Origin of the sequence: Pyrinomonas methylaliphatogenes (assembly GCF_000820845.2) — a bacterium.
Taxonomy (GTDB): Bacteria; Acidobacteriota; Blastocatellia; order Pyrinomonadales; family Pyrinomonadaceae; genus Pyrinomonas; species Pyrinomonas methylaliphatogenes.
Window position 1 is genome coordinate 104,680 of the sequence record NZ_CBXV010000006.1, and the last position, 13,432, is coordinate 118,111.

9 protein-coding genes are annotated in these 13,432 nt (G+C 59.4%); 4 read left to right on the forward strand and 5 right to left on the reverse strand.

Features of this window, described 5'->3' with window-relative positions; translation table 11 throughout:
• The first annotated feature begins 56 nt into the window (after positions 1 to 56).
• The 4 genes from PYK22_RS08790 (at position 57) to PYK22_RS08810 (ending at position 7,100) form a co-directional block, all read left to right on the forward strand.
• On the forward strand, positions 57 to 1,358 hold the full coding sequence (locus tag PYK22_RS08790; RefSeq protein WP_041976280.1) for a tetratricopeptide repeat protein: 1,302 nt from the start codon (positions 57 to 59) through the stop codon (positions 1,356 to 1,358).
• Positions 1,359 to 1,438: 80 nt separating this feature from the next.
• Complete coding sequence (locus tag PYK22_RS08795) at positions 1,439 to 2,791, forward strand: alkaline phosphatase family protein (RefSeq protein ID WP_041976283.1); 1,353 nt, start codon at positions 1,439 to 1,441, stop codon at positions 2,789 to 2,791.
• 199 nt (positions 2,792 to 2,990) lie between these two features.
• On the forward strand, positions 2,991 to 4,193 hold the full coding sequence (locus tag PYK22_RS08805; protein WP_041976288.1) for a CehA/McbA family metallohydrolase domain-containing protein: 1,203 nt from the start codon (positions 2,991 to 2,993) through the stop codon (positions 4,191 to 4,193).
• Between the two features lie 555 nt (positions 4,194 to 4,748).
• Positions 4,749 to 7,100 (forward strand): winged helix-turn-helix domain-containing protein, encoded by a 2,352-nt coding sequence (locus PYK22_RS08810; RefSeq protein WP_041976289.1) that lies wholly within the window; start codon positions 4,749 to 4,751, stop codon positions 7,098 to 7,100.
• 22 nt (positions 7,101 to 7,122) lie between these two features.
• Here PYK22_RS08810 and PYK22_RS16640 read toward each other — a convergent pair whose 3' ends face one another.
• The 5 genes from PYK22_RS16640 to hisS all read right to left on the reverse strand — a co-directional run bounded on the left by PYK22_RS16640 (position 7,123) and on the right by hisS (position 13,391).
• Positions 7,123 to 8,580 (reverse strand): M48 family metallopeptidase, encoded by a 1,458-nt coding sequence (locus tag PYK22_RS16640; protein WP_162199823.1) that lies wholly within the window; start codon positions 8,578 to 8,580, stop codon positions 7,123 to 7,125.
• A 428-nt stretch (positions 8,581 to 9,008) separates the two neighbouring features.
• Complete coding sequence (locus PYK22_RS08820; protein ID WP_041976291.1) at positions 9,009 to 9,644, reverse strand: hypothetical protein; 636 nt, start codon at positions 9,642 to 9,644, stop codon at positions 9,009 to 9,011.
• Positions 9,645 to 9,697: 53 nt separating this feature from the next.
• The gene (locus PYK22_RS08825; RefSeq protein ID WP_041976292.1) at positions 9,698 to 10,126 is read right to left on the reverse strand and encodes a Mov34/MPN/PAD-1 family protein; all 429 of its coding nucleotides are present in this window, start codon (positions 10,124 to 10,126) and stop codon (positions 9,698 to 9,700) included.
• A complete protein-coding gene (aspS, locus tag PYK22_RS08830; RefSeq protein ID WP_041976294.1) occupies positions 10,123 to 11,928 on the reverse strand; it encodes an aspartate--tRNA ligase in 1,806 nt (601 codons plus the stop codon). Before aspS ends, PYK22_RS08825 begins: the two co-directional genes overlap by 4 nt.
• 104 nt (positions 11,929 to 12,032) lie before the next feature.
• Positions 12,033 to 13,391, reverse strand: a complete 1,359-nt coding sequence (hisS, locus tag PYK22_RS08835; RefSeq protein WP_041976296.1) for a histidine--tRNA ligase — start codon at positions 13,389 to 13,391, stop codon at positions 12,033 to 12,035.
• Positions 13,392 to 13,432 lie beyond the last annotated feature (41 nt).

The window sequence follows — 13,432 nt, forward strand, 5'->3', positions numbered from 1 at the left end:
GATCGTTGAAACCGGACAACTGAGAGCGACAGAGTAAGGCAACGGGGAGATGGAAGATGGGGCGAAGCGCGACGAGAGCTTATCCCGCATGGGATGAAGCTCGACTGCAACGAAGCCATCCGAACCGATCCGTGCAGACGCGCAATCTCGGGCGCGCAGCGGCGTTGATCGCCTGCCTCATCGGTGCTCTCTCGGCGTTCGACTGTGCGGCGCAAAACCTCGAGCAGTTCGAGCGCTTGCGCGCGGAGGGGCGGGAAGCCCTTTACAACTTGGATTACGAGGGCGCGCGCGCGCGTTTCCGCGAGATCGTGCGCCTGTTCCCGGACCATCCGGCTGGACCATATCAACTCGCCGCCGCGCTCTGGTTGCAGAAACTGAACGAGGAGAGGCGACTTCAATCTTCGCTCTACAACTCCGAATCGTTCTACGCGCCGACCGAGGACCGCGCCGACCCGCGTCTTGCTGAAGAGTTCAAGCGGTTGACCGAAAGAGCCAAAGAACTGGCGACCGCTCGCTTGAAGAAGAACCCGCAAGACGTGGAAGCGCTTTACTATCTCGGCGCGACCTCGGCCTTGCGCGCCGCGTTTGCCAGCACGATCGAACGGCGTTTCATCGCCGCATTGCGCGAAGGCAACAGCGCCGTAGATCGTCATCGCGAAGTGCTCAAACTCGATCCCAACTATCGTGACGCCGAACTGACGATCGGGCTGTACGATTACGTCGTCGGCAGTCTGCCTTTGCCCGTGAAGCTTTTGGCGAGCCTCGCCGGATTTCGCGGATCGAAACGGCGCGGGATAGAGACGCTCGAGCGCGTCGCACGCGAAGCGCGCTGGGTGCAGGACGATGCGCGAGTGATTCTGATCGCCATCTACAAGCGCGAAGGGCGGAACTCCGATGCGCTGCGCACGGCGCGCGAACTCGCCGCTCGTTATCCGCGAAACTATCTTTTCAAGCTCGAACTGGCCGACGCGCTCGCGCTCGAAGCGGTCGATCAGAGGCAGAGAGACTCGTCTCAAGCCGATGCGCTTATGCGCGAGGCGTTCGCCATCTTCGACGCGATGAGTCGCGATCGCGCTTTGCGCGCGCAAGACTTGGTCCGCTTCCGTTACGGCGAGGCCCTCATGTATCTCGGCCAACCCGAGCGCGCGGCGCAAGAGTTCTTGGCGGCGGCAAACGCGCCGCAGGCCGAACCGGGACTGGCGACCATGGCACGACTGCGCGCGGCGCAAGCGTTCGATCTCATCGGTCGGCGGGACGAAGCCATCGCGCAATATCGCGCCGTGCTTGCGCGCCCGAACGTCTACGATGCGCACGAACTGGCCCAGAAGGGATTGCGCGAACCTTTCGCGAATAGGTGAATTAACCGAAGTCTGTCTCGGACGTCATGTTCGACTCCCAGCGCGCGAAGGCTCAAAGCAGCCGACCGGCGGAAGGCTCTATGAAGAGGGGAAGCGCAGCACTGATCGAAATCGCGCGAAGAGCCGACGAACGCTCCCTCGCCATCGAGACGGCGCATGAAACGGCGGACCGTAAGCTTCTCGTCTGTCTCGATGGCGTTCCCTTCGATCTCATCGAGGCGGCACGGGCGCGAGGGCTCTTTTCGTCCTTCAATCGACCGACGCGGCTCCTCTCCCCCTTTCCGACGATGACCAATATCGCGCTTTCGATCATGTTCGACGAAAGCGCGCCGCTCGGCTATGAAAGCCTCTACTTCGACCGCGAGCGTGGCGCGTTGATGGGCGGGGTGCGTAAATACCTCGGACGGCGCACGCCGGACAAGATCCCTTCTTCGTATATGGATCTGCTCGATTATCAAGAACCGCTCGCCTGCGAATTCCTCGTTTACGTCGCGCCGCACAAAGTCGTCGCCGCTGACTTCCGGCGTTTCTACGCCGCGTTCGCTCGGGCCAGCGGCGATGAAGACTTCTTCGCTTTCCTCAAAGGCGTCGATGGCATGCTCCACATCTGCGGTCCGGAAGCGCTGCTCGAAGCTCTTTGCGAACTCGACCGGATGCTTGAGAAGATCCGTCATCGCGAAGGCGATCGGACGGAGATACTGCTCTTTTCGGATCATGGGATGAACCTCGTCGAGAATCGCCGCGCTAACGTTCGCACGCATCTCGAAAAGCGCGGCTATCAGGTGGTGTCACAGTTCGGGCGAGCGAGCGCGCGCCAAGTCGCCATCCCGGCTTTCGGCCTGTGCGGCTATGTCGCGCTCTATTCAGCCGAAAACGACAAAGCGGAACTGGCCCAGCATCTCGCCGAACTCGAAGGCGTGGATTTTTCCGTCTACCGCGATGGCGAGGCGTTGATGCTCGTCGGCGTCGAAGGGCGCGCGCGAATAGATCGCCGCCTGATCGGCGCCGAAGCGCATTACAAGTACGAACCGCAGGAAGGCGACCCGCTTCGCCTTCTTCCGAAGATCGAGACGATGCGTGCGGCGAGGCTGTTCGATGCCAGCGGCTATGCGCACGACCACGCATGGTACGAATGGACGGCGGAGCACATCTACCCGGACGCGCTCGCCAATCTTTACAACTCCATATTCGAGCCGCACGTCGTCAACGCGGCAGACGTGCTCGTCAGTTTGCGCGATGGTTATTATTACGGCGCGTCCATCTTCGGTCGCCTCGTGCGTCTTTTGGCAACCCACGGCAACGCCCTTCTGCCAAGCTCCAGCGCCTTTCTGATGAGCACGCACAGAGAGTTCCCGCCCCACATGCGCGCTTCCGATCTTCGATATAGTTTTAAGCCGAAACGCAAGCTGCGCTCTTTATCCTCTCAGCGCTGACGAGTCAAAGCAGCATGGCCCGGCTCGCGCTCGGCGACCTTCGAGCGAAGATGCGCTCTTGCCTGCCCCCCGTTTTCCGCGCGCCACCGACCGCCTTGGGACGATACGTAGAGCGGACCCCACACGCTTCGAGAATTTCGCCCGCGCGCGTCGATCCGCCGTTCTATTTCGAAGTTGCCCGTGCTAACCTCTATCACCGATGCGGCTCCTTAAGCGAACTGCGCTCGCGCTGCTTGCCGCCGCGATCGTCTCTCAACTCCCGTTCATCTATCGGCGGCACCAACTACTGCGCTTGCGTCAAGGGATCGCCGCCCTCGCCGCGCAGAGGATGCCCCCCGTTGAAGACGGGTTCAAAGAGGTCAAAGGCGTCATTCACGTTCACTCCCTTCTCGGCGGTCACAGCTTGGGAACCTTCGATGAGATCATCCGCGCTGCGCAAATCAATCAATTGGATTTCGTCGTCATGACGGAACATCCGGAATCGCACGTGGCAACTGCCGAAGCGACGCTCCGCGGTGTGCATGAAGGCGTGCTTTTCGTTAACGGCAGCGAAGTGGAGACGGCGGATGGCGACCGTCTGCTCATCTTTCCGGGCAGCGCCGCTGAAGACCCGTCGCGCCTGCCGACGCGGCGACTCATCGCTGAAGCGCGAAGCAAGGGCCAAATGACCGCGGTCGCCTATCCGCGCGAAACTGGAGCGTGGAAGGAAGAGGGGCCCGATGGCTTAGAAGTCTACAATCTGTACACTAACGCGCGACGCGCGCGAACGTTTCCGCTCATCCTCGACGCCATCTGGTCATGGTGGAGCTATCCGGATCTGATCTTCGCGCGTTTCTACGAAAGGCCCGATGACGCTCTGCGCATTTGGGATGAAGCGCTCAAAGGGCGAAGGCTCTTTGCCATCGCAGGCAACGACGCGCATGCAAACATCGGCCTCGGGCTTCGCTACGACTCCGGCAAACCCATCTTCGACATGAGATTCGATCCTTACGAGACGAGCTTTCACCTGGTCCGCAACCATGTGCTGCTCGCGGCAGATGAGCCGTTGACCGCCGAAACGTTGCAAGCGGCGCTCAGTCGCGGCCATAGCTTCATCGCTTTCGATCTCTTTTCCGATGCGACCGGTTTCCGTTTCATGGCGAGCGACGGGCGCGAGACGAAGATCATGGGCGATCAGATAGCGGCAACAGGAGACTTGCAATTGACGGTTCGAACGCCGCTCCCGTCGCACATCCGTTTGCTCAAAGACGGAGAAGAAGTGGCGCAAGCGCAGAACGCGACAAGCTTGACCCATCGGACGAGCGAACCGGGCGTCTATCGCGTGGAAGTCTATCTCGACCAACTCCCGCTTATCGCCTCCAAGCCCTGGATCATCTCCAATCCCATCCGCGTGGTTCGCTGAGCGCCGCCATGTTCTTCAAAGAGGCTCGTCGCATCTTCGCGGATTTTCAGTAAGGAATCGCGATCGGCCCTGACAGCCACGCTGATTAGCCCTCAAGACTCCACTTCGTGAATCGCTGAAGACAGTCTATACTCACCCGACTCTGCGAGGCAGCGGGGGAAACGACTGGCGACCGAATTGTTCGCGCGGACGATCGGCATCCCGAGCGATTATGAATCTTTAGAGCGGCTTATCCACTTATCCATTCGACCTACTAGACTAACCCCTTTTCGAACCCGCTATGCGAGGTTAATCGCCAAATTCGTTTTTGTCCGACCAGCATCATCAGCACCATCGGACCATCGGCATCATCGTTAATCGCCAAATTCGTTTTTGTCCGACCCAGCTTCTTTGCGCTAAAATGCAGCTTCGGCAAGGCCCGGTGGGGGTCCCGGAACCTTGCCGAAGCGTTTCGCGCCCTTTTCCCTTTGCGCGGGTTTTTATAATCTCTTCTGCGCGGGAAGTCCTTAAAAAAGGATTAGAATCTCGTTAGAAAAAGATTAGAGCGTTAAACCTTTGCGTACGAAGTTGATTTACGAATTCGGCCCCTACTCGCTCGATACCGCAGAGCGTGTTTTGCGACGTCGCGGGCAGATCGTCCCACTCGCTCCGAAAGCTCTGGAAACGCTCCTTGTGCTGATCGAACGGAGTGGCAACGTCGTCTCGCGCGCCGAATTGATGGAGCGCGTCTGGCCCGGGACATTCGTCGAAGAGCAAAATCTGACTTTCAACATCTCCGTCTTGCGGAAGACGCTCGGCGAGGAAGATGGCGCGCCATACATCGAGACCGTCCCCAAACGGGGATATCGTTTCGTCCCCGACGTGAAAGTGAGGCAGCTCACGTTAGAAGATCCCGGAAGCGCCAATCAAACTCGAACTATCGAACTGGGATCGGTCCAAGTCGCGGGAGAGAGCGCCGTCCATCTTGCTCCGACTTCCCCGCCCGCCGTCTCCGATCATGAACCCATCGAAGGACCCGGCGAGCCCGAGTCTGCACCGAACGGAGCGAACACGACCGAGGCCCTGCCGAATCTCGCGTATCATCCGACGAACTCCGGCCAAGATAGAGCCATAGCTCAAACCACGCTATCTGGCCAAGTTAAGAAGCGAGCGATCCTGCTCGTGACAGCGCTCGGCCTTCTGATCGTAGCTTTTATCGTCGGATGGATGAGATCCTTCAAAGATCGAAGCGATCTCATCCCATCCTTCCAAACGATGCAGATCACACGCCTTACTGCGCTCGGCAACGTGCGCGAGGCCGCCATCTCGCCTGACGGGAAATACGTCGTCTACGTCACCGAAGCGAGCGGTCAGCAGAGCTTATGGTTGAAGCACATTCCGACCCTAAGCGACGTGCAGATAGCACCTTCGACCGCCGAGAGTTATCAGAATCTCGCCTTCTCGCCCGAGGGCGATCAGATCTATTTCACCAAGGGGGCGCATAGCGTCCCATCGCCGCTCTACCGCATTCCGGTGCTCGGCGGATCGCCGCAGAAGCTTACGGAGAACGTGATGAGCCGCATCACCTTCTCTCCTGACGGGCGGCGAATGGCCTTCGTGCGCACCTTCCCCTCTGGCGACAAAGACGCTTTGATCACAGCCAATACGGATGGCTCGGACGAGAAGATCCTCGTAATCAAAGGGCCGAACGAGACGCTCTCACCAGCCACTCCCGCCTGGTCTCCTGACGGCAAGGTCATCGCCTGCGGGATCATGGATATCAAGAAGAATGAGATGACCATCTTCGGCGTGAGCGCCGCCGATGGGACCGAACGACACATCACTTCATATCGCTGGTTCCGCGTCGAGAAGATCGCTTGGGCCCCAGATGGGCAAGGGTTGATAGCCGTCGCCACGCCGCAGAAGCGTTTCTTCTATCAACTGTGGTACGTGCCTATCGAAGGCTCACCCTATCGCATCACGAACGATCTCGATAACTACAACGGCGTCAGCGTCGCAGCTGAGGCGAACGCGATCGTCACCGTCCGCCTCGAACAACAATCAAGCCTCTGGGTGATCAATCCGGCGGAAGGAGCGATCAACGCTAAACGGCTGACCCTCAGAGCAGATGTCTTCGATGGCGGCAACGGGGTCGCATGGACGCGCGACGGGCGCATCATCTACACTTCGAACGCCAACGGCGACGATGACCTCTGGATCACCAACGCCGACGGGAGCGATCAACATCCTTTGACCCAAAGAGCGTACGTCAACTGGCAACCGACCGTTTCGCCTGACGGGCGCTACGTCGCCTTTCTCTCCGACCGCGCGGGAGCGCCTCACATCTGGCGGCTTGACCTCGAAAGCGAAGAGGTTGCGCAATTGACTCACGGGCAGGGCGAATCGAACCCGACCTTCTCGCCGGACGGAAGTTGGCTCATCTATGCCGGCATCGCGGCAAACAAATATGTCATTTGGAAAGCCCGCGCTGATGGCAGTCAAGCGCAGCAGCTCACCAAACATTCGTCCATCCGGCCCACCGTGTCGCCCGACGGGCGATGGATCGCGTACTGGTACCAAGACGACCAGCCCAATTCGCCGTGGCGGATCGCTATCATCCCCATCGAAGGCGGGGTGCCCATCAAGATCTTCGATCTCCCGCTCTCAGCCGCGCATCGCGGCTTCTTCGGCGGTTTCTTCTTCCGCGCGCGTTGGTCGCCCGACGGAACGTCTATCAGCTACATAGACGAGAAGGATGGCGTTTCGAACATCTGGGCCCAACCGCTCGACGGTGGCCCACCGAGACGATTGACCGATTTCACTTCGAACCTGATCTTCGATTTCGACTGGTCGCCCGATGGCGAACGCTTGGTCTGCTCGCGCGGCATGGAGAAGAGCGACGTCGTCCTCATAAACTTCACGAGATGAAAGGCTAGATGCGCAGCCGCATTCAATCGTTCAACTGGATCGAACGAAGCACCGTATTGAAGGCGCTTTGGAAACCGCTGTAATCGCTCTGCGGCGCCACCGTTATCACGTAGAAGAGATCACCGCCGCGCAACAACGTCGTGTAAACCTCGACGATCTCCGTTCTTCCCGTGATGTAAGATTCGCCTGCCAATCGCGCACGCAGCGCTTCGCGTCCGCTCAGGTAGGCGCGCTGGTATCCGCCCTGCTGACGCAAGTAGGAATTGCCTTGAATCAGAGTGTTGATGAAATTATCGGTCGCACGACGCAACTCGGCGGCTTGCGCGCGCGCGATGCCGATCTGCACGCCATGGGTGAAGACGAACTGCCCCTGGACCTCACCGTAAGCCCCATCGGGGGCGAAGATGGTCGAGCTGCCGCCGGCCAACTCGCGCCAATTATCCGGAACGCTCACCCGAAACAGGTTGCCGGTATAAGTACGGTAACTGCGCGAAGGCATCTCGACGCGCCCTCGTGGACCGCCGCCTTGCGGATAGCGCCTGCCGCCGCTCTGCACCTCTTGCATCGAAGGCGCGCGTCCCATTGAACGCAAACGCTCTTTGATGCGTTCGAATTCGGCGGTGTCGCGGATCGGATTCGAAACGCGCAACATCTGCGCTTCGCGCTCGATCCTCTCGTAACGATTGCCCGGATTCGGGTGATCGCTCAACCATTCCGGTCCACCGCTCCCGCCTTCGCGCTCGAGCGTGCGGAACATGTTCGCCAAATCGCGCGGATCGTATCCAGCCCGCGCCATGATCTGCGCTCCCAGAACGTCAGCTTGCGTCTCGTACTCGCGACTGTATTTGAGGAAATAGATGCCGAGGCCAGTTTGCGTCCCCTGAGCGATGACCTGGCCCAGTCCGCCGCCGATGATCGCGCCGAGGATCGCGCCGCCGATGGCGGGCAACTGAAACTTCTGCGCTTTGGTCGCCTGCGCCGTCCCATGCCGCAACGCGATATGCGAAATCTCATGGGCCATCACGCCCGCCAATTCGCCCTCATTGTGCGCCACCTCGATCACCCCGCGATTGACGTAGAGCGGGCCTCCCGGCAAAGCGAAGGCGTTGATGTCGCGGACGTTGACGACCTTGAACGTGTAATGGAATTCAGGATGTTGGAATTGAGCCGGGATCGCCGCAACCAATCGCTGTCCGACCCGTTCGATATAATCCTGCACAACCTCATCATTGAGGAGCGGAAGTTGACGTTCGACCTCGCGCGCCGCCTCTTGTCCAAGGCGCACATCGTCGCGCGGGCTGTAACTGTTTTTCGGCGCGCTGATGCGCGTTTGCGCGAGCGCAAGTTGCGGCATCACCGCCATTGCGACGATCAGCCAAATCGCCAACCAAACTGTAAGATCACCGCTTCTCACTCGCCCGCGATGGCATCTTGCCGCTCGCCAACTGGATTGCGAAATTGAACGATCTCTGCTTCTCACCTCATCCCTCCTTATGCGGAAAAAGCGGCGCGCCCTTATTCTCTGGGGGCGTGCCGCTTCAAGAAGCTTCCCCCACGTTTAAGAGCGACCTTTGCGCTTGGGGGAGAGCGCTAGATTTCGCGCACCGATGACGCGCACGGTGCCGCGTTAGCATATTTCACAGATGAATCCTACTGCAAGCCGGTTGTCTTGTCACGGAAGATTGGAGCGAAACAGAGCGATTCCCAACTTGCAACGTTGTAAGGGATTATGCACAAGCCAAAACGAGAACAAAGGAGCGATGCTCACGCGGTTCGAGCTTGTGGAGACGGAGACGGCGCTGATATGCTCACCCCGGACTAATCACGGATTTCGAAGGACAAGCGCCGCCAAAATGAGAACAAAGGAGCGATGCTCACGTCCCGGCTGTGTTTTAAAGCCCCATTCGATTATAGGCGGCGAGGTTCAATGGCCCGTTCGATGCGGCGCGAGACCTGCGCGAGCGGCGCGAGATCGATCGCGTTGCCGTTCCACGCTTTGACCATCAAAGAGATGAGGAAGATGAAAGCGACTATCTGGAAGAGAACCCAACCGGCGCTAAGCAGCGCGCTCGACAGACCGCCGAGCGTGATCTCAGCCATAAGATGGGCGAAACGGAACAACAGACCGCCGCCCATAATCGCCAGATGGAGGCTGAGCGCCTGCGCCGCGTTGGCGCGCACGCGCGTTTCGCTCCGCGGAGTGAGGAAGAGTTCTATGGCCGCCAATGCAGCGCCGATGAAGAACGGTATGTATGGCAGCGTCACCGCGATGTTTTCTGCGATCCCCAGTCCGGCAACCGTGCGCGTGCGCGAAGCAGAGAGATTGATGCCATTTACCGGAGCTGTCGCCAAAGGCGGAGGCGCGGCTTGATAACGTGGTGGATCGCCGGGGAACTCAACGTAACGGCGCGTTGGCGCTTCGGCCCCTTCCGCCACAGGGGCGTGTGGCAACTCTTCTTCCGTCGAACGCCCCCAAGCCCTTTCGGTCTGTCGCGCGTATTCGGGATCGAGCGGATTGGTGTCGTACTGACCTCTCTTTTCCATCGCCGGAATTGTCACATTCTTTTTACGAAAAACCAACCCTAAAAGTTCACGCCTCACTCGACTACCTCATAAACCGCCTCTTCCCATCGATGCTCCGCCTCGAACAGATGGAAAGCGCGCACGATCCCCTCTTCGCCATCGAATCCGATGATCAGGTAAACAGCAGCGGGATAGTAGGCCAATCTGATATCCGTTTCCGATGGGATCGGATCAGATGCGCATGGATGCGAGTGATAGATGCCGATGAGTTCCTCTCCGCGAGCGCGCATCCGACGTTGCACGGCGAAGAGATCTTCGGGCGCCGCTTCATATGCGACGAGGGGATTCCGCGCGACGTTGCGCAATCGATAGACGCTGGAAGCGATCTCATGATGACCGCCGATCAGGCCGCAACACTCGGCGGGGCGTTCTTGGCGCGCATGACGGATGATCTCATCAACATGCGCGCGACGCAGGATGAGCTTTCTCGGCGCATCGCTCACCTTTCGACCTTTATGTGCAACTCTGCGAGCAATCGCGGATCGACTTCGCTCGGCGCATCGATCATCAGATCGACCGCCGCCGCCGTCTTCGGGAAAGCGATCACATCGCGGATATTGTTCGTTCCAACCAGAAGCATCATCAACCGATCGATGCCCGGCGCGATCCCACCGTGCGGCGGCGTCCCATACTCCAAGGCATCGAGGAAGAAGCCGAATCGCTGACGCGCCTCTTCCTCGGTCAATCCGAGCGCTTTAAAGATCAAGCGCTGCACGTCGCGCCGGTGAATGCGGATCGAGCCGCTCGCCAATTCCACCCCGTTGATGACCGGATCATAGGCTTTGGCGCGCAACTGGCCCAACAGGTGAGTCTCGCCGCCTTCGACCGCGCGTTCGAGAAGCGGAAGATCTTCGTCCACGGGTGAGGTGAACGGGTGATGCATCGCATAGTATCGCCCATCCTCCTCGCTATACTCGAACATGGGGAAGTCTATGACCCACAGCGGCGCGAATTTGCTCTCATCGATCAATCCCTCTCGACGGGCGATCTCATTACGCAAAGCGCCTAAACTCGCTGCGACCGTCTTCGCTTTACCCGCGACGAGCAGGACCAGATCGCCCCTTTCCGCGCGCGCGCAGTCCGCGATTCGCACCACCGCCTCCTGTCCCAAAGCCTTCAGGAGCGACGAAGAGAGATCATCTCCGAGCTTGATCCACGCCAGCGCTGAAGCGCCATACCGCTTGGCGAACTCTTGTAATTCGTCGAGCGTCTTGCGCGAATAGCCAGCGCCACCTTTGACGACGATCCCCTTTATCTCACCTCCATCCTCGAGCGTTCTAGCGAATGGAGCGAAGCTAGTCCCGGCAACGGCGCTTCGCAAATCGCACAACTCCATCCCGAAGCGAAGATCCGGTTTATCCGTCCCGAAACGGCTCATCACCTCAGCGTAGGAGAAGCGCGGGAACGGGACGGGAAGCTCGACATCGATCAGGCGAAAGATGCGCTGGAACAAGCCTTCGATCAGACTGTAGATCTCTTCCGGCGTGATGAAACTCATCTCGATGTCGAGCTGTGTGAATTCCGGTTGCCGGTCGGCGCGCAAATCTTCGTCGCGGAAACAGCGCGCGATCTGGTAGTACCTGTCGAGCCCAGCGATCATGCAAAGCTGCTTGAAAAGCTGCGGCGATTGCGGCAAAGCGTAGAACTTGCCGGGATGCAAGCGCGAAGGGACGATGAAATCGCGCGCACCTTCGGGAGTAGATTTGATGAGGATCGGCGTCTCTATCTCGGTGAACCCCTGTTCATCCATGTAACGCCTGATTTCAGCGATCACGCGATGGCGCAACCGCAAGTTAGCTTGTAGTTGCGGGCGGCGCAGATCGAGATAGCGATAGCGCAGGCGTAAATCTTCACCCGCCAACGGCTCGCCCGGCGCAGGTTCGATCTGAAATGGTGGCGTGCGCGCATCGTTCAAAATCCTTATCTCACGCGCATGGACTTCGACATCACCGGTCGCGATCTTCGGATTGCGCTGCGATGCGGCGCGGGCGACGACCGGACCACGCACGGCGATGACATATTCGCTGCGCACCTCTTTAGCGCGCATGTGCGCTTCCGGCGATCTTTCCGCATCGCAGACGACCTGCGTTACGCCATCGCGATCGCGCAGATCGATGAAGGTGAGTGGGCCGAAATCGCGCCGCCGCGCCGCCCATCCCATCAATGTCACAGTTTGACCGACATGATCGAGACGCAATTCTCCGCAAGAATGCGTGCGTCGCCAATCTCCTAGATTATCGAGCATAAGATCCAAAACGCGCTTTCACCTCACCTTCTCGAGGAGATTCCCGAAGCTCAAAACCTAATTCAACCGCCCCTCGATCTTTTCGAAAAGATCTCACCGCGCTCTCAAAAGGTCACGAGCGATTCTTTTATCGCTTCCGCGAGAGCCTCACGGCGCACAGCTCGTTGTTCGCCCGTGCGCATATCCTTGACCGAAACCTCGCCGCGCTCCTTCTCATCCGGCCCCAACACGACGACGAATGGGATGCCGCGCGCCGCCGCATATTTGAACTGTTTGCCGAGCTTGTGCGCTTCAGGATAGAGATCGACGCGCAAACCGCGCTGGCGCAAAGCGCGCGCCAACGCGAGCGCTTCTGCGACGCTCGCCTCATCCCAAATCGTGACCAACGCATCGACCGACGCGCGATCCAACTCCGGCGGGAACATCCCCCGCTCGCTCATGACGACGATGATGCGCTCCAACCCCAAAGAGAAACCGCACGCCGGCACATCGCGCCCCAAGAACATGCCGATCAGGTTATCATAGCGCCCGCCGCCGCCTAAGCTGCCCGACAGATCGGGCACGTTTATCTCCATGATCGCCCCCGTGTAATAGGAGAGGCCGCGCGCTAGATTGGGATCGAGTTCGAGACGCGAGCTGACGCCGCTCGCTTCCGCATAACAGAGGATCTGTTGCAACTCAGCGACGCCGCGCTTCCCGCCCTCATGTTCGCCGATGAACTCGCTCAATCGGGCGAGGATCGCGTGATTCGCCCGTTCATCCCCTCTCAATCCGCTTATCTCTTCAAAGAATCCGAGCAGGCGATGCGCCGCTTCATCCGAGATCCCGCGCGCCGCGAGTTCGCGCGCGACCCCTTCGACGCCTATTTTATCCAGTTTATCGAGCGCGACGAGCGCCGATTCGTGCTGTTCGACAGAGATCCCGGCGCGCTCCAGAATGGCCGTCAAGGTCTGACGATGATTCAACCGAATGCGGAAGTCACTGAACCCTAACCGTTCGAGCGCGTCGCTCGCGGCAGCGCACAACTCAGCCTCAACAGCCATCGAACGGCTGCCGGTCACATCCACGTCGCACTGGTAGAATTCGCGGAAACGCCCGCGCGCCGGACGATCGGCGCGCCACACCGGTTGAATCTGGTACCGCTTGAAGAATGGCGGCAATTGATTCTGGTATTCGGCGACGACACGCGCAAGCGGCACCGTTAGATCATATCTCAAGGCGAGATCGGCTTCACCGCTCCTTTCATGCTCGCCGCGCTTTAAAATCTTGAAGATGAGCTGATTGCCCTCCTCGCCATACTTCCCAAGCAACGTCTCGATATTCTCCACCGCCGGAGTTTCAAGCGGTTCGAACCCGTAACTTTCGTAGACCTCCTTAATGACGCGAATGACATACTCGCGCCGCCGCACATCGGCGGGCAGAAAGTCGCGCATCCCGCGCGCTGGTTGAGTCCTACTAGCCATAACGCCCCTCGTTCACAACCGATCGGCAACGCGATCCGGTC

Coding starts and splice junctions, on each gene's coding strand:
- hisS (WP_041976296.1), bottom strand. CDS start 13,391: ATGGCTAGTAGGACTCAACCAGCGCGCGGGATGCGCGACTTTCTGCCC.
- PYK22_RS08805 (WP_041976288.1), top strand. CDS start 2,991: ATGCGGCTCCTTAAGCGAACTGCGCTCGCGCTGCTTGCCGCCGCGATC.
- PYK22_RS08790 (WP_041976280.1), top strand. CDS start 57: ATGGGGCGAAGCGCGACGAGAGCTTATCCCGCATGGGATGAAGCTCGA.
- PYK22_RS08795 (WP_041976283.1), top strand. CDS start 1,439: ATGAAGAGGGGAAGCGCAGCACTGATCGAAATCGCGCGAAGAGCCGAC.
- PYK22_RS08820 (WP_041976291.1), bottom strand. CDS start 9,644: ATGGAAAAGAGAGGTCAGTACGACACCAATCCGCTCGATCCCGAATAC.
- aspS (WP_041976294.1), bottom strand. CDS start 11,928: ATGCTCGATAATCTAGGAGATTGGCGACGCACGCATTCTTGCGGAGAA.